At 70.1% G+C, this 16,298-nt stretch carries 17 protein-coding genes; 12 read left to right on the top strand and 5 right to left on the bottom strand.

The window, feature by feature from the left end; all coding sequences use genetic code 11:
• The coding region (locus ACIRDX_RS13970; RefSeq protein ID WP_396626051.1) for an amidohydrolase family protein at positions 1 to 355 on the bottom strand (355 nt) is incomplete at its 3' end.
• Positions 356 to 384: 29 nt separating this feature from the next.
• Between ACIRDX_RS13970 and ACIRDX_RS13965 the strand changes: the two genes are divergently transcribed.
• From ACIRDX_RS13965 to tsaD, 5 genes are all read left to right on the top strand, one after another.
• Positions 385 to 1,701 carry a thymidine phosphorylase gene (locus ACIRDX_RS13965; protein WP_396626050.1) on the top strand — a complete coding sequence of 439 codons (1,317 nt, stop codon included), beginning with the start codon at positions 385 to 387 and terminating at the stop codon, positions 1,699 to 1,701.
• A gap of 84 nt (positions 1,702 to 1,785) precedes the next feature.
• Positions 1,786 to 2,622, top strand: coding sequence for a purine-nucleoside phosphorylase (locus ACIRDX_RS13960; protein WP_396626049.1), 837 nt, complete (start codon positions 1,786 to 1,788; stop codon positions 2,620 to 2,622).
• A 6-nt stretch (positions 2,623 to 2,628) separates the two neighbouring features.
• On the top strand, positions 2,629 to 3,069 hold the full coding sequence (gene cdd, locus ACIRDX_RS13955; protein WP_396626048.1) for a cytidine deaminase: 441 nt from the start codon (positions 2,629 to 2,631) through the stop codon (positions 3,067 to 3,069).
• A gap of 96 nt (positions 3,070 to 3,165) precedes the next feature.
• Entirely contained in the window at positions 3,166 to 4,230 is a 1,065-nt protein-coding gene (mtnA, locus tag ACIRDX_RS13950; protein WP_396626047.1) for an S-methyl-5-thioribose-1-phosphate isomerase, read from the top strand.
• Entirely contained in the window at positions 4,230 to 5,318 is a 1,089-nt protein-coding gene (gene tsaD, locus ACIRDX_RS13945) for a tRNA (adenosine(37)-N6)-threonylcarbamoyltransferase complex transferase subunit TsaD (protein ID WP_396626046.1), read from the top strand. Before mtnA ends, tsaD begins: the two co-directional genes overlap by 1 nt.
• A gap of 227 nt (positions 5,319 to 5,545) precedes the next feature.
• Here tsaD and ACIRDX_RS13940 read toward each other — a convergent pair whose 3' ends face one another.
• The 3 genes from ACIRDX_RS13940 to ACIRDX_RS13930 form a co-directional block, all read right to left on the bottom strand.
• A complete protein-coding gene (locus ACIRDX_RS13940; protein ID WP_396626045.1) occupies positions 5,546 to 6,499 on the bottom strand; it encodes a hypothetical protein in 954 nt (317 codons plus the stop codon).
• Positions 6,500 to 6,509: 10 nt separating this feature from the next.
• Positions 6,510 to 8,468 (bottom strand): PQQ-binding-like beta-propeller repeat protein, encoded by a 1,959-nt coding sequence (locus ACIRDX_RS13935; RefSeq protein WP_396626044.1) that lies wholly within the window; start codon positions 8,466 to 8,468, stop codon positions 6,510 to 6,512.
• A gap of 161 nt (positions 8,469 to 8,629) precedes the next feature.
• The gene (locus ACIRDX_RS13930; protein ID WP_396626043.1) at positions 8,630 to 8,998 is read right to left on the bottom strand and encodes a response regulator; all 369 of its coding nucleotides are present in this window, start codon (positions 8,996 to 8,998) and stop codon (positions 8,630 to 8,632) included.
• A gap of 216 nt (positions 8,999 to 9,214) precedes the next feature.
• On the opposite strand from ACIRDX_RS13930, the gene ACIRDX_RS13925 reads away from it, so the two are divergent.
• The 6 genes from ACIRDX_RS13925 to ACIRDX_RS13900 all read left to right on the top strand — a co-directional run bounded on the left by ACIRDX_RS13925 (position 9,215) and on the right by ACIRDX_RS13900 (position 14,775).
• Entirely contained in the window at positions 9,215 to 9,652 is a 438-nt protein-coding gene (locus ACIRDX_RS13925) for an NUDIX hydrolase (protein ID WP_396626042.1), read from the top strand.
• An 86-nt stretch (positions 9,653 to 9,738) separates the two neighbouring features.
• Positions 9,739 to 11,229, top strand: coding sequence for an APC family permease (locus ACIRDX_RS13920; RefSeq protein WP_396626041.1), 1,491 nt, complete (start codon positions 9,739 to 9,741; stop codon positions 11,227 to 11,229).
• Positions 11,226 to 11,798, top strand: a complete 573-nt coding sequence (locus tag ACIRDX_RS13915; protein ID WP_396626040.1) for an HD domain-containing protein — start codon at positions 11,226 to 11,228, stop codon at positions 11,796 to 11,798. The genes ACIRDX_RS13920 and ACIRDX_RS13915 overlap by 4 nt, the downstream gene beginning before the upstream one ends.
• 280 nt (positions 11,799 to 12,078) lie before the next feature.
• On the top strand, positions 12,079 to 13,026 hold the full coding sequence (locus tag ACIRDX_RS13910; RefSeq protein WP_396626039.1) for an ATP-binding cassette domain-containing protein: 948 nt from the start codon (positions 12,079 to 12,081) through the stop codon (positions 13,024 to 13,026).
• Positions 13,013 to 13,855 (top strand): ABC transporter permease, encoded by an 843-nt coding sequence (locus tag ACIRDX_RS13905; RefSeq protein WP_396626038.1) that lies wholly within the window; start codon positions 13,013 to 13,015, stop codon positions 13,853 to 13,855. The genes ACIRDX_RS13910 and ACIRDX_RS13905 overlap by 14 nt, the downstream gene beginning before the upstream one ends.
• On the top strand, positions 13,852 to 14,775 hold the full coding sequence (locus ACIRDX_RS13900) for an ABC transporter ATP-binding protein (protein ID WP_396626037.1): 924 nt from the start codon (positions 13,852 to 13,854) through the stop codon (positions 14,773 to 14,775). The genes ACIRDX_RS13905 and ACIRDX_RS13900 overlap by 4 nt, the downstream gene beginning before the upstream one ends.
• 54 nt (positions 14,776 to 14,829) lie before the next feature.
• Here ACIRDX_RS13900 and ACIRDX_RS13895 read toward each other — a convergent pair whose 3' ends face one another.
• The gene (locus ACIRDX_RS13895) at positions 14,830 to 15,204 is read right to left on the bottom strand and encodes a four helix bundle protein (RefSeq protein WP_396626036.1); all 375 of its coding nucleotides are present in this window, start codon (positions 15,202 to 15,204) and stop codon (positions 14,830 to 14,832) included.
• 127 nt (positions 15,205 to 15,331) lie between these two features.
• Between ACIRDX_RS13895 and ACIRDX_RS13890 the strand changes: the two genes are divergently transcribed.
• Positions 15,332 to 16,183 carry an ABC transporter permease gene (locus tag ACIRDX_RS13890; RefSeq protein ID WP_396626035.1) on the top strand — a complete coding sequence of 284 codons (852 nt, stop codon included), beginning with the start codon at positions 15,332 to 15,334 and terminating at the stop codon, positions 16,181 to 16,183.
• The last annotated feature ends 115 nt before the right edge of the window (positions 16,184 to 16,298 follow it).

The following is a 16,298-nucleotide window of genomic DNA, read 5'->3' as shown; positions in this document are numbered from 1 at the left end:
CGATGGCGGCGGCACTGGTCGTGCCGCGCAGGTCCAGTTCCTGCAGGCTCTGCCCGAGTCCCAGGACGTGGCCGTGCGCGTCGTGCAGGCCGGGGATGACCGCGCGCCCGCCGGCGTCGATCACCGCGGTGGACGGGCCGCGCAGCGCCTGGACCTCGGCGCTCGTGCCGACGGCCACGACGCGGTCGCCGCGGACCGCGACGGCCTGGGCCTCGGGTCGCGCCGGGTCCACGGTGTAGACGCGCGCGTTGGTGACGATCAGGTCGGCTGGCGGCGGGGCCGGTGGCGCCTGCCGGGCAGCCACGGCGGCGCCGGCGATGGCCACGGCCAGGAGCAGCGGAAGAATCCGTGTCATGGAGGCGAGCCAGTATACTGGCGCCCCTCATGCGTGCGGTCGACATCATCCGCGCCAAGCGCGACGGCAGCGCCCTCACCCACGACCAGATCACCTGGATGGTCCGCGGCGCATCCGACGGGTCGGTGCCGCCCTACCAGCTCTCCGCCTGGCTGATGGCCGTCTGGCTCCGCGGCATGTCGCCCGAGGAGACCGCCTGGCTCACCGACGCGATGGTGCGGTCGGGCGTACGCGTGGACCTCTCGGGCGTGCCTGGCGTGAAGGTCGACAAGCACAGCACCGGGGGCGTCGGCGACAAGACGTCGCTCATCATCGCGCCGGTCGTGGCGGCGCTCGGGGTGCCCGTGCCGATGATGTCGGGGCGCGGGCTCGGCCATACGGGCGGCACGCTCGACAAGCTGGAGAGCATCCGCGGGTTCCGCACCCGCCTCACCCTCGACGAGTACCGCCAGCAGGTGGCCGACCTCGGCTGCGCGCTGATCGGGCAGACCGACGAGGTTGCGCCGGCCGACCGCACGCTCTACGCGCTGCGCGACGTGACGGCGACCGTCGAGAGCCTGCCCCTCATCTGCGCGTCGATCCTGAGCAAGAAGATCGCCGAGGGCATCGACGCCCTGGTCCTCGACGTGAAGACGGGCAGCGGCGCGTTCATGGTCCGGGAGGATGATGCGCGCGCCCTCGCCGACGCACTGGTCGGCCTGGCCGAGCGCTCGGGCCTGCGCGTCGCCGCGCTCCTCACGCAGATGGACGTACCCCTCGGGCGCATGGTGGGCAACGCCCTCGAGGTGCGCGAGTGCGTCGAGGTGCTGCGCGGCGGGGGGCCCGCAGACCTCGTGGACCTGTCGGTCGAACTCGCCGCCCTCATGCTGTGGCTCGGCAAGGGGCGGGTCTCGATGGCGGAGTCGCGTGACGCGGTGCGGGGCGCGCTCGCTGACGGCACCGGCCTCGCGATGTTCCGTCGGATCGTCGAGCGGCAGGGCGGCGATGTCGGCATGATCGACGACCCCGCGACGCTGCCGCAGGCCCCCGTCCGCGCCGATGTCCTGGCCCCATGCGCCGGGTACGTGGCTCGCTACGACGCGGGCATGGTCGGGCGCGCCGCAGTGCAACTCGGCGCCGGTCGCGCGAAGGCGGAGGACACCGTCGATCCGGGCGTCGGTGTCGAACTCCTCGCCACCCCCGGCGACCGCGTCGACGCGGGGATGCCGATCATCCGCATCCACGCCAACAGTGCCGCCGATGCCGACCTCGCCCGCGAGGCCGTCGGTGCGGCGATCTCGATGTCCGACATGCCGCCTCCGCCGCGGCCACTCATCCTCGACCGCCTCGGCCTGGCGCGGGAGTAGAGCGGCCACAGGCCACAGGCGGCAGGCTGCCTGTTCAGGTAGCCTGTAGACCGCAGCCTGTAGCCCTGCCCCCTGAGCCTCCCCATGTCCGATCTGATCTCCGTCCTCGACAACGCCGTCTCCGTCCTCCGCCAGCGCGCCGGTGCCGCGCCCGACGTGGCCGTGGTGCTCGGCTCCGGCCTTGGTGACTTCGCCGAGACGCTCACCGACGCGACCGTCCTGCCCTATGCGTCGATCCCCGAATGGCCGTCGTCGTCGGTCATCGGTCACGCCGGCAAGCTCGTGGTCGGCAGGCACGCGTCGGGGGCGCGTGTCGCCGCGCTCTCCGGGCGGGCCCACCTGTACGAGGGACACCACGTCTCGCGCGCGGTGTTCGGCGTGCGGGCGATGGTGCGCTGGGGGGTGCCGCGTGTCCTGCTCACCAACGCGGCTGGCGGGATCAACACGGCGTTCACAGAGGGCGCGCTGATGCTGATCGAGGACCACATCAACCTGCTCGGCTCCAACCCGCTCGTCGGCCCCAACGTGGACGCGCTGGGTGTGCGGTTCCCGGACATGACCTACGTGTACGACCGCGAACTCCGCGTCATGGCGCTCGACGCGGCCGCCGCCGTGGGCGTGCCGCTGCAGCAGGGCGTGTACCTCGCGACGATGGGACCGAGCTACGAGACACCGGCCGAGATCCGGGCGTTCCGTTCGCTCGGCGCCGATGCCGTGGGCATGTCGACGGTGCCCGAGGCCATCGCGGCGCGGCACATGGGCGCGCGTGTGGCCGGCATCTCGTGCATCACCAACCCCGCCGCCGGGGTCGTCGACCAGCCCTTGCAGCACGACGAGGTGATGGACACCGCGGCGCGCGTGCGCGGGCAGTTCATCGCGTTGCTCGACGCCTTCATCACCCGCATGGTGGCGGCGCGCTAGCCAGCCATGGCCGCGCCCCACTTCGACGACGATGCCCTGGTGGCGGCAGCACGTGCGGTGCGTGCCCACGCCTGGGCGCCCTTCTCGCACTTCGCCGTCGGCGCCGCCCTCAGGCATCGCGACGGTCGCCTCGTGACCGGTTGCAACGTCGAGAACGCCACCTACGGCCTCACCGTCTGCGCCGAGCGCGTGGCCGTGTTCAAGGCGATCTCCGAGGGCATGCGTCCGGGGGAGTTCACGGCGGTCGTCGTCGTCGCCGACACCGAGGAACCCACGCCGCCGTGTGGGGCCTGCCGGCAGATCCTGTGGGAGTTCTGCGGCGATATCCCGGTGGTGATGGCCACGCCCACCGAGGTCAAGGCCGTGCTGGGCCTCGGCGATCTGCTGCCCAGGCCGTTCGACGGCCGATTCCTCAGCACAGACAAGGAAAGAAGAGCGGAAGGGTAGAAGAGCAGAAGGCACGCCGTCTTCGCCCTTCCCGCTCTGCCTTCTTTCCTTCTGCTCTTCTACTCTTCTGCTCTTTCCGGCGGTTATCATCCCTGCATGCTCCCGACGATTGCCTGGCAGGACGATGCGGTGGTCATGGTGGACCAGCGCAAGCTGCCCACCCGCGAGACCTACATCACCTGCAAGACCCCCACTGAGGTCGCCAGGGCCATCAAGACGATGGTCATCCGTGGCGCGCCGGCGATCGGCGTGTCGGCGGCCTATGGGCTGGCCCTGAGCGTGCGTCGGAGCAAGGCGGCGGGCACCAAGCAGCTGACGACGGAGTTCCTCAAGGACTGCGACCTGCTGGCCGGGACGCGCCCCACGGCGGTGAACCTCTTCTGGGCCATCGATCGCATGAAGCGCGTGTTCTCCGAGCGCGTGCTGGCGGGGGAGAGCGTCGAGGACCTCCGGCAACACATGCTGGCCGAGGCGCACGCGATCCACGACGAGGACCTCGAGAGCTGCCGCGCGATCGGTCGACACGGCGGGGCGCTGGTGCCGGCCGACGCCGGCATCCTCACCCACTGCAACGCCGGCGCGCTTGCCACGGCCGGGTACGGCACCGCGCTCGGTGTCATCCGCGGCGCCATCGAGCAGGGACGCACGGTCCGCGTATACGCCGACGAGACTCGTCCGGTGCTCCAGGGCGCCAGGCTCACGGCCTGGGAACTGGTGCGCGACGGGATCGACACCACCGTCATCTCCGACAACATGGCGGGCGTGCTGATGCGCGACGGGCGCATCCAGTTCGTGGTGGTCGGCGCCGACCGCATCGCGGCCAACGGCGACGCGGCCAACAAGATCGGCACCTACAGCGTCGCCGTGCTCGCGCGTGAGCACGGCATCCCGTTCTACGTCGCCGCGCCGCTGTCGACCATCGACTTGAAGACGCCGACCGGCGCCGCGATTCCCATCGAGGAGCGGCACCGCAAGGAAGTGACGCATGTCGGCACCACGCAGATCGCGCCGGAGGGCGCGAAGGTGTTCAATCCGTCGTTCGACGTGACGCCGCACCGCTTCATCGCCGGCATCATCACCGAGAAGGGCGTGGCGCGGTCGCCCTACACCGAGTCGCTGGCGGCCCTGTTCGGTGCGCCTGTGGCGGTTGCGACGCGCTGATGCGCGTGCTCGGCATCGAGAGCAGCTGCGACGAGACGGCCGCGGCCGTCGTCGAGTCGACCGGGCCGGCCGCCTGGCAGCTGCGCTCGAGCGTCGTCGCCTCGCAGGTGGCGATCCATCGGGAGTGGGGTGGCGTCGTGCCAGAACTCGCGGCACGGCAGCACCTGCGCGACATCGTCGGGGTAGTCGAGCAGGCCCTCGGTGACGCCCATGCGGCGTGGGCCGACATCGACGCCATCGCCGTGACGCAGGGCCCCGGGCTGGTGGGGTCGTTGCTCGTCGGCGTGAGCTTCGCCAAGGCGGTCGGGGCCGCGCGCGGCATTCCGGTCGTGCCCGTGCACCACCTGGCCGGGCACATCGAGTCGCTGGTGCTCCACAACGGCGAGATCCCGTACCCGGCCATCGTGCTCGTGGTGTCGGGCGGGCACACGAGCCTCTACCACCTGCCGTCACCCGGCGTGTATCAGCTGGTCGGGCGCACGCGCGACGATGCCGCCGGGGAAGCGTACGACAAGGTCGCCAAGCTCGTGGGACTCGGCTATCCGGGCGGGCCGATCGTCGATCGTCGCGCGCGGCAGGGCAACCCGCACGCCATCGCGTTCCCGATCCCGAAGCTGACGCACGACGCGCGGGAGCCGGGGCCGGCGACTCACCTGCCGGCCGGGTTCGAGTCGGTGCTCAAGCGCCGGACCGACTTCAGCTTCAGCGGTCTCAAGACGGCGGTGCGGCGACACGTCGAGCTCGCAACCGGCGGCGGGACACGCGACCTGACCGAGGCCGAGGTCGACGACATCTGCGCGAGCTTCCAGCGCGTGGTCGTGCAGACGCTGCTGGATCGCGCCTTTCGCGCCGCCGAGTGGTTCGACGCCCGCGCGCTCGGCATCGCCGGTGGCGTCGCGGCCAACGCTGGCCTGCGCGCCGAGGCCGAGCGGCGCGGCGCGGCCGTCGGCCTGCCCGTGTTCGTCCCCAGCGTCTCGCTCGCCACCGACAACGCCGCGATGATCGCCGCAGCGGGCCTGCGCACGTGGGAATCCGGCGTGCGCGGCGCCGTGCTCGACTTCAACGCCGACCCCGGGCTCAGCCTCTAGGGCAAGGGACGAGGGACGAGTACGCAAGTCACAAGGGAGACAAGGGACGAGAGGCAAGTCACGTCAAGGGAGAGGGGAACAGAACAGCCGTGCGCCTTGACAGGGCGCGCAACCGCCTCGCCTCGCGCCTCGTCCCTTGCCGCCCTTGTCCCGTGTCCCTTCCGTGCCTGGTCCCTTGTACCTCGTATCCCTTGTGACTCGAGTACTCGTCCCTTGTCCCTTGTTCTCTATTTCACGTAGAAGTCGTACCGAATCTGCCAGGTCGTCTGCTGTCCCGGGTCGACGCTCGCGTCGATGTAGGGCTCGGGGCAGGCCGTGCGTGAGGCCGACCAGAACACCAGCTTCCTGATCGGGCGATCGGCACGGATGCGCACGCCGGCGCCGGTCTCGGCGTGTTCGAGGCGGAAGTCGTAGTCGGCAGCCGTGGGGCCGAAGCCTTCGAGTTCCGTGAACACGTGCTCGCCGCGTCCCAGTTCTTTTCTGAAACGCAGTTCGCGGCCCACGATTTCGCCGAACGGCTCCACGGGTCGCAGCGGCTTCGGGTCGAAGGGAAAGCGGATGATGACCGGTGGGGCGGTGGGACGCCTGTCGAGCGTGAAGAAGTTGTGGTCGTACACCAGCGTCTCGATCCGCTTGCGCCCGGTGTTGCGCAGCACGTGGTCGATGACGAGCGCGTCGCCCTCGAGGCGCAGGGTCTTCCAGTACTCGTAGGCGTACCCGCCGGCCTCGCCCAGCACGTGCGTGAAGGAGATCCGGTCGCTGCCCCGATCCACGGTCCACGTGCCGCCGTCCACGATGTCGTAGGTGCCGAATCGGCGGTAGGCGGGTTCCTCCGGCTTGCGCACATGGCCGACGCCGATGCGCACGAACGTGCCGCCGACCGACGCGTCGGCATAGCCCACCGACGACTCGCCGGCCTGGAACTCCTCGACCGGTCCGGGAATGCCGTCATGGCCCTTCGGGTCGTGGGTGTCGAACCACGGCCCGAAGTACTCGTGCTCGCCCAGGCGCAGGCTCGCGACCGCGCCCGACCAGTCGAAGCGCGTCCCGCGGTAGTACCCCTGGGTCGCGTCGGGCAGCAGCACCACCGCCCGCAGTCGTCCGTTGGCGATGGTGGCCTGCGGAAACGACGCCGGGACGTCCTGCATGAACAGCATCAGCATCATCGTGACCCAGACCATGGCGCGGCGATCACTCCTGGACGGCGAACGACAGGATGGTGGCACCGGCCGCGATGGCGACGTACTGGCGGCCGTCGAAGCGGTAGGTCATGGGCGATGCCTTCCAGCCCTGGTTGGTGGGGAAGCTCCACAGGCGCCGTCCGGTGGCGGCCTCGACCGCCGAGAACGCACCGCCTTCCTCGGCGACGAACACCAGGCCCGTCGCGGTGGCCAGGGTGCCGCCCCAGGTCTCGCCGGGGCCGGGCTGCGGCATCTCCCAGCGGATGGCCCCGGTGCGCACGTCGATGGCCCGGAGCAGGCGCTGCGGCACGGGGTCGGGCGCGGTCCGCTGCGTGCCGCCCAGGTAGGTCTCGCCGGGCTTCCATGGGCCCTGCGGCCGCGTGGTGTACACGCTGCACTTCTCGAACACCTGGACGAAGTAGAGGCTGGTGGCCGGGTCGAACGACGGCGAGAACCAGTTGGTGGCGCCGTCCTGCGACGGGCACACGCGCGTGCCGGCGGGTGAGGGCTCCTGGCCGTCGACGCGCTGCGGCCGGCCGTCGGCGGCGATGCCCGTGGCCCACGTGAGGTGCTTCACGAAGGGGGTCGACAGCAGGCGCTCACCCGTCACGCGATCGAACACGTAGAAGAATCCGTTGCGATCGGCGTGGATCAGCACCTTGCGCGGAGCGCCGTGCCAGTCCAGGTCGGCGATCACCGAGGTCTGCGTCGCGTCCCAGTCCCACAGGTCGTGCGGCGTGAACTGGTAGTGCCAGCGCAGGCGGCCCGTGCGGCGGTCGAGCGCCAGGATGCACGAGGCATACAGGTTGTCGCCCTTGCGATCGGAGCCGTCGTATTCCTTCGACGGGTTGCCCGTCGGCCAGTAGACGAGGTCGAGTTCGGGGTCGTAGCTGCCCGTGAACCACGTGGGCGCGCCGCCGTGCAGGATGTCCTTGCCCTGCCACGTCTCCGAGCCGGGCTCGCCCGGCCGCGGCACGGTGTGGAAGCGCCAGGCTTCCTTGCCCGTGGCCTGGTCGACGGCGACCACGAAGCCGTTCGCGCCATGCTCGCCGCCCGAGACGCCGGTGATCACGTGGTCGCCGGCCACGAGCGGCGCCGACGTCGCCGAGTAGTTCTGCCGGAAGTCGGCGAGCGTGGTGTCCCAGAGCACGGCGCCGGTGAAGCGGTCGAGGGCGATCACGTGCGCGGCGTCGGTCATCAGGAACACGCGGCGGCCGGCAACGGCCACGCCGCGGTTGGCCCAGCCGCCCGAGACGCCCGTGGTGCGCGGTCGCTTGAAGCGCCAGAGTCGACGGCCCGTGCCCGCGTCGAGGGCCACGCACTCGTTGGGCGCCGTCACGTACATGATGCCGCCCACCACGACCGGCGTGACCTGCAGCGATCCGGCGTCGCCCAGGGTGGTCATCCACTGCGGCGCCAGGCGTGCCACGTTGGCCGGCGTGATGCCGTCGAGCGTCGTGAAGCGGTTGCCGCCGGGGCCGCCGTTGTACCCCGGCCAATCCTCGTCCGAGGTCACCTCGCGGACGCGACCGCCGTGCTTGCGCAGCAACCGGATGGCGCCGTCGGCCGTGCGCAGTTGCAGGTCGTGGAGGCCCTCGCCCAGCAACTCACCTTCGAGGCGGTCGCCTGCGGTGGTCTCCACGGCGCGGCGGGGCAGTGGTGGCTCTGTGCGCTGGATGGCACGCAGGTGCCGCAGCAGCGCCGCCATGTCGGCCTGGGGCACGGCCTGTGCCGGCATGCCGCGCGACGCGCGCCCGAGCCGCACCAGCGTCGAGACGTCGGCGTCCGTCAGGGCCGGCAGCCGCGTCGTGATGGCCGGACCCATCTCGCCGCCGTTGCCGTCGCCGCCATGGCAGTTCGCGCAACGCGTCTCGAACACGCGCTTGCCGCGCGGCGACTGCGCGTCGGCCGGCACCACCCCCACCGCGAGCGCCAGCGCGCCCGTCACCAGCATCAACCTCGACCGCATGCACCGCGATCCTACGACACGCCGCGGTTCGCCCTTCCGCCTTCGCCCTTCCGCCTTGCGTCTTGTGCCTTCTGCCTTCCGCCTTGTGCCTTCCGCCTTGTGCCTTCGACCTTTCGACCTTTCGGCATTGCGGCATCGCAGCATCGCAGCATCGCAGCATTTCACGGCATCCGCGTCTCTGCCTCGCTCAACAGCGCCTCGAGCGCCGCCGCATCCACTGGCTTGATGAGGTGGTGGTCGAAGCCGGCGTCTTCGGTGCGCCGGCGGTCCTCGTCCTGGCCCCAGCCGGTGAGCGCCACCAGCACCACCGAGCCCGCCCACGGGGCCTGGCGCAGTCGCCGGGCGGCCTCGCAGCCGTCCATGCGCGGCATCCCGAGGTCCATCAGCACGAGGTCGGGCCGGAACACCTCGGCCTGCTCCAGGGCTTCCGCGCCGTCGTGCGCGGTGCAGACCGTGTGCCCCATCAGGCCCAGCAGCAGCGCAAGGCTGTCGGCCGAGTCCACGTTGTCGTCCACCACGAGCACACGCATCACGTGGCCTCCTCCCGCGCCGCCGGCAGCATACGGTCGGACCCAGCGGCCTGTCTCGACATTTCTGTCAGGGCAGCGGTCGCCCCTTCGCCCCTTCGCCCTTTACCCTTCGCCCTTCACCCAAGCTCCTGAGCCCTGAGCCCTGAGCCCTGAGCCCTGAGCCCCAAGCCCCAAGCCCCAAGCCCCAAGCCCCAAGCCTGTGATCTACTCTGTCCCGTGTCGCAGCGTCTCTATCCCTCGCGCCCCATCGTCGGCGTCGGCGGCGTCATCGTCGACGGCGAGCGCCTGGTCCTGATCAAGCGGAAGTACGAGCCCCTCGCCAACCGGTGGAGCATTCCGGGCGGCACGCTGGAAGTGGGGGAGTCCCTCGAGGATGGGGTCGCGCGGGAACTGTTCGAGGAGACCGGCCTGGTGGTGCGTGTCGGGCCGGTCATCGAGGTGTTCGACCGGATCCTCCGAGACGAGGATGGCCGCGTGAAGTACCACTTCGTGCTCGTCGACTATCTGTGCCTGCCGGTGGGTGGCACGCTGCAGGCGGGCGACGATGTGTCGGAGGCCGAATGGGCGAGGTTCGACGGCCTCGCGCCGTATGCGCTCACCGACAAGGCCTCGTCGGTCATCGCCCGGGCGCGCCAGTTGCCACTGGACTGGTGAGGGGCACGGCCCCGCCTCCTGCGGGCCCCGTACCCGGTACCCCGTACCCGGTACCCGGCACCCGGTCCTGATATATTCCCCAACCCATGCAGACCAATTCGCCCGCCGAGACGCGGGATGCCGGACTCGACAGCGAGTTCACGCGCGGGCTCGGCCTGTACGACGCCACCATGGTCGTCGTCGGCTCCATGATCGGGTCGGGCATCTTCATCGTGTCGGCCGACATGGCCCGCCTGATCGGCAGCCCGGGCTGGCTGCTCGCGGCCTGGGTACTGACGGGAGTGCTCACGGTCGGTGCCGCGCTCGCCTACGGGGAACTCGCAGCCATGATGCCGCGGGCCGGGGGCCAGTACATCTTCCTCCGCGAGGCGTTCTCGCCGCTCTGGGGCTTCCTCTACGGCTGGACGCTGTTCACCGTCATCCAGACCGGCACCATCGCGGCGGTGGCCGTCGCGTTCGCGCGGTTCACCGGGGTGCTGTTCCCCTCGATTGCCGAGGACCACTACCTGATCGCGCCGATCCACATCACCTCGGGGTACGCGTTGTCGCTCTCCACGGCGCAACTGCTGGGCGTGATCCTGATTGCGCTGCTCACGTGGACCAACACGCGCGGCCTCGAGTACGGCAAGATCGTGCAGAACGTCTTCACGACGGCCAAGACGGGCGCGTTGGTGGCGCTCATCGCCGCGGGCCTGCTGCTCGGCTGGAACGGCGAGGCGGTGGCGGCCAACTTCGGGAACTTCTGGGAGCCGCGCGGCGTGGTGGAACTCGCCCCGGGCCTGACGGCCATCAGCGCGTTCGGCCTGTTCGTCGCCATCGGCATCTCGCAGACCGGGTCGCTGTTCTCCTCCGATGCGTGGAACAACATCTGCTTCACCGCGGGTGAGGTGAAGGACCCCCGCCGGACACTGCCGCTGTCGATGGTGCTCGGCACGGCCATCGTCACCGGACTCTATCTGCTGTCCAACATCGCGTACCTCGTGGCGTTGCCGCTGGAGTCGATTCAGTCGGCGCCTTCCGATCGCGTCGCGACGCTGCTGCTCAACACCGTGTTCCCCGGCGTGGGTGCCGCGGCGATGGCCGTCGCCATCATGGTCTCGACCTTCGGGTGCGTGAACGGGCTCGTGCTGGCGGGGGCCCGCGCCTACTACGCGATGGCGAAGGACGGGCTGTTCTTCCGGCAGGCCGGTGAGCTCAACGCGGCGCGGGTCCCGGCCTTCGGCCTCGTGCTGCAGGGCCTGTGGGCCGTGCTCCTGGTGCTGCCGCGCACCTTCGACGCCACCACGGGCCGCTACGGCAACCTGTACTCGAACCTGCTCGATTACGTGATCTCTGCGGCGCTGATCTTCTACGCGCTGACGGTGGCGGGCCTGTTCCGCCTGCGCGTGACGCGCCCCGACGCGCACCGGCCCTATCGCGCGTTCGGCTATCCCGTCGTGCCGGCGCTCTACATCGCCGGGGCGCTGGCCATCCTGTTCGTGCTCTTCGCCTACCGGCCGGCGACGACCTGGCCGGGGCTGGCGATCGTGGTGGCGGGCGTGCCCGTGTACCTGATGGCGCGGGGGAGCCGGGCATGACGTGGGCGCCTGATCGCGCGGCGGCCCTCGCGCTGCTGCACGAGTACACGGCGGGCGAGAGCCTGCGCCGGCACGCGTACGCGGTCGAGGCCGCGGTACGGGGCTACGCGCGTCGCCTCGGCGAGGACGAGGCCCTCTGGAGCGTGACCGCGCTGCTGCACGACTTCGACTACGAGCGCTGGCCGTCGCAGGAGGACCACCCCTACAAGGGCGTGGAGATCCTGACGCAGCACGGCTATCCCGAGGTGGTGACGCGCGCGATCCTGTCGCACGCCGACTACAGCGGCGTGAGCCGCGACAGCCTGCTCGAGAAGGTGCTGTACGCCTGCGACGAGATGTCGGGCTTCGTCACGGCCGCGGCGCTCGTGCGCCCCTCGAAGAGCGTGATGGACCTCGAGGCCGCGTCGGTGAAGAAGCGGATGAAGGACAAGGCGTTCGCCCGCGCCGTGCCCCGGGAGGATCTGGTCGCTGGCGCCGAGGCGCTGGGCCTGCCGCTCGAGACGCACATCGCCAACGTCATCGAGTCGCTCCGCGAGGTGGCCGATGAACTGGGGCTGAAGGGGGCCTAGGGCTCAAGGCTCAAGGCCCAGGGCTCAAAGAGCATTGTTCATGGCGCACAGCAGATGCCCTGGTTGCCCGAGCGCCCCATGGCTCGAGGTGTCCGCCAACGCCGTGTCGTCCCGCGTCAAGGTTTCTGAGCCCTGAGCCCTGAGCCGTCCCTGAACTCCCGCTCGTCCCCATCCGTATGTAGGCTGCAGACCATTCGACGGCCGAACCCATGCCCATGCACGCCACTCGTCCCTTCTTGCTCCGGCACCCGGCATCCGGGACCCGGTACCCGGCCTGACCGTGTCCGCCCCGACTGATTCCGGCGTGGTGTCACTCGACAACGTCACGGTCGAGTACGGCAAGAACCAGGCGCTTGCCTCGGTGGCGGCCCAGTTCCCGCCCGGCGCCGTCGGCCTGCTGGGCCCGAACGGGGCCGGCAAGAGCACGATGATCAAGGCGCTGCTCGGCTTCGTGGTGCCGACGCAGGGCCGGATGACGGTGCTCGGGCTGGACGTCAGGCACAAGGCGCAGGAAATCCGGGCGCGGGTCGGCTACATGCCCGAGAACGACGCCCACATCCCGGACATGAACGCCGTGACGTTTGTCGCCTACTGCGGCCAGCTGTCCGGGTTGCCGCCGGTCGACGCCATGCAGCGGGCGCACGAGGTCCTGTACTACGTGGGGCTCGGCGAGGCGCGCTACCGCAACATCGAGACCTACTCGACGGGCATGAAGCAGCGCATCAAGCTCGCGCAGGCGCTCGTGCACGACCCGGACCTGCTGTTCCTGGACGAGCCGACCAACGGCATGGACCCGAAGGGCCGCGACGAGATGCTCGCGCTGATCCACGACCTCGGGCACAACAAGCAGGTCAACCTCATCCTGTCGTCGCACCTGCTGCCCGACGTCGAGCACACCTGCGACCACGTGATCGTGATGGACAAGGGCCGGGTGGCGACGCAGGGGCCGATCGCGACGCTGAAGGGCACCGGCGGCAGCGTGTTCGAGTTGCGCATCAAGGGCGACCTGCCGCGCTTCATCGACGTGCTGCGCGGGCAGGGCCTCGAGGCGCATGGCACCGACGAGGACGTGATGCGCGTGCTCGTGCCGGCCGGCCGGTCGGCCCGCGACGTGTTCGCGCTGGCGTCGGCGCAGGGCATGCAGGTGCGTCACCTGCGCCCGAGCGTGCCCACGCTGGAGGACGTCTTCATCGACGCCATCGAAGGAGGCGGCCGTGCCCATCCATGACCAGTCGTACCGGCGCTACACCGGGGATCGCCGCCCCGTGCGCAGCGCCTGGACCGTGATCGCCGGGGCGGGGCTGATGACCTTCCTCCGCCGGCGCGCGATCCTCGGCCTGCTGCTCGCCGCGTGGATTCCGTTCATCGTCCGCGCCAGCCAGCTGTTCCTCGCCTCGAACTTCTCGCAGGCGGCGACGTTCCTGGCGCCGACGCCGCAGACGTTCCGTGACTTCCTCGGGCAGCAGCAGATCTTCGTGTTCCTGATCACGGTGTCGATCGGGGCCGGGCTCATCGCCAACGACCGTCGCGCCAACGCCCTGCAGTTGTACCTGTCCAAGCCCGTGACGCGCGCCGAGTACATCCTCGGCAAGATGACCGTACTCGCGGCGTTCCTGCTGGCCATCACCTGGCTGCCGGCGATGCTGCTGCTCGTGCTGCAGATTGCCTTCTCGGGCAGCTTCACGTTCCTCAGGGCCAACTCGTCGCTGGTGGCGTCGATCACGCTGTACTGCCTGCTGATGACGCTGGTGATCACCTTCGGGATGACGGCGCTGTCGTCGCTGTCGCGGAGCAGCCGCTTCGTGGGCATCCTCTTTGCCGGCGTGCTGATCTTCTCGGACGCGATGTTCAACGCCCTCCGCTTCATCACCGGCAGCACGGCCATCTCGTGGGTGTCCATCCAGGCCAGCCTCGACCAGGTGGGCGACGTGATCTTCCGACAGGCGCCGCGCCACCAGACCCCCGTGGCGGTGTCGTTCATCGTGCTGCTCGCGGTCGTGGCCATCTCCGCGTCGGTGCTCGAGCGCCGCGTGCGCGGCGTGGAGGTGGTGGCATGAGTGCGGCCGTCATCACCGCCGAGCACGTGTCGAAGTGGTATGGGCAGGTCATCGGGCTCAACGACGTCAACGTCTCGATTCCCCCGGGCATCACCGGCCTCCTCGGCCCCAACGGCGCGGGCAAGTCGACGTTCATGAAGCTGATCACCGGCCAGCTGATGCCGAGCAAGGGCGCGCTGACGGTGCTGGGCGCGCCGATCTGGGGCAACCCAGCCGCGTACACGCGCATCGGGTTCTGCCCGGAGCAGGACAGCTTCTACGAGCGGATGACCGGGCTCGAGTGGGTGTCGGCGCTGGTGCGCCTCAACGGCTACACGAGCGCCGAGGCGAAGGACGCGGCGTTGCGCGCGCTCGAGGCCGTGGACCTGGTGCCGGCCGCCGACAAGAAGATCGGCGCCTACAGCAAGGGCATGCGCCAGCGGGTCAAGCTCGCGCAGGCACTGGTGCACGATCCCGACCTGCTGATCCTCGACGAGCCGCTCACGGGCATGGACCCGCTGATGCGCCGCCGCACGATCCGCATCATCCGCGACTGGGCCCGCGACGGCCGCAGCGTGCTGGTGTCGAGCCACATCCTCCACGAGGTGGAGGCGATGACGAGCAACGTGCTCCTCATCAACAACGGGCGCATCCTCGCCGAGGGCGACGTCCACGACATCCGCGCGCTGATCGATCACCACCCGCACACGGTGCACATCCGCGCCGAGCGCCCCCGCGAACTGGCGCGCGAGTGCCTGTCGTACGCCTACGTGCGCAGCCTGCGCTTCGAGGCCGACGCGCTGGTGGTGGAGACCGACGCCCCCGACACGTTCTACACGCAGCTCACGCTGCTGGCCTCCGAGGAGACGTTCGGCCGGATCGACGAGGTCACGTCGCCGGACGACAACCTCGCGGCGGTGTTCGGGTATCTGGTCAAGTGACGGGTAGCGGGTAGCGGGTATCGGGTAGCGGTAGCGGAGGGCACCGGCGCCTGGTCATTGGCCGCTCCCGCGCTGCAGGGATGCGATGAGCCGATGCAGCATCGATTGCACGCGGCTGTTGGTCAAGAGCAGGGCTTCGATCGTCGGGGCTGGCAGGTACGACATGCGCTCGCAGAGCAGCAGAAGCGTGGAGAGCTCGTTCGTGGAGCCTCGGGACATATGCAAGAACCGCACGTAATCAGCACGGGACCCGCGACCGTACCCTTCCGCGATGTTGCTCGGAACAGAGACGGCCGCTCTGCGCAGTTGGGCGGCGACGCCGAAGCGCTCTTCTGGTGGGAGCGACGGGGCTGCCTTGAGGACCAGTACTGCCAGGTCCATGGCGAGGCGCCATGCGTCGAGTTCGCGAAAGTCGGTCAGGGGACTCATCAGCGGAAGAGTGCGGCAAGCGTCATGCCTATGCGAGAGAGCGCGAGGGTTGACCTCCATGTCTGAAAACGCCACCGTGCGACCGACCGAGGGGAACGCGCTTCCCGTGACCCGCTCCCCGCTACCCGTGTCCCGCCCTGGCGCGGCGGCGAGCATCTCCCTGTGGCGCGCGGCGGCCCGCATCTTCGACCTGTCGCTCGACCAGATGCTCTGGTCGCGGCGCACGGTGTTCATGGCCCTGGTGGTCGGCGGCCCGCTGGTGATTGCGCTCCTCGTGCGGCTCATCGACCTGCTCGGGGTGCGCGAAGGCGGCGTCCAGATCGGCGGCACCGTGGTGTCGAGCCCGGCCATCTTCGGGCTCATGGTGTGGGTGTTCTACCTGCGCTTCGCCGTGCCCGTCCTCGCCGTGTTCTACGGCACCTCGTTGATGGCCGACGAGGTCGAGGACAAGACCATCACGTACCTGTTCTCGCGGCCCATCCCGCGAGGCGCGGTGCTCCTCGGCAAGTACCTGGCCTACCTGGTCTGCACCATCGCGGTGGTGCTGCCGTCGGTCGTCCTCGTGTACCTGCTGATCATGTCGCGGGCAGGGGCGTCGCTGGCCGGCGGCTTCCTCGACCTCGTCAAGGACCTGGTGGTCATCGCGCTCGGACTGGCGACCTACGGCGCGCTGTTTGCCTGGATCGGCGCCCGCTTCAAGCGGCCGCTGCTGACGGGCCTCGCCTTCGTGTTCGCCTGGGAGCCCGCCATCCTCGTCATCCCCGGGTACCTCCGCCGCTTCACCGTGGCGTACTACCTCCAGGGCCTCGTCCCTCAGGCCATGCCGACCGACGACAGCACCGTGAGCCTGCTGACCTCGCTCTTCCGCGAGTTCCCCGCGGTGGGCACCAGCCTCTTCTGGCTGGCCGTCATCACGGTCGTCGCCCTGACCCTGGCCATGCGGACCGTCGCCCGGCGCGAGTACGTGCTGGAACAGTAACCGGGACGGGGAGCGGGGAGCGGGTCACGGGAAGGGCTGGAGTGTCGGCGGTGGACTATCCAAGGTGATACCGCCCGCCACCCGCCACCCCGCTACCCGCTACCCGCTACCCGCT

Source organism: Luteitalea sp., assembly GCF_044337415.1.
Lineage (GTDB): Bacteria > Acidobacteriota > Vicinamibacteria > Vicinamibacterales > Vicinamibacteraceae > Luteitalea.
Note: the sequence above shows the minus strand (reverse complement) of the source record. Positions and strands in the feature narration are given on the sequence as shown.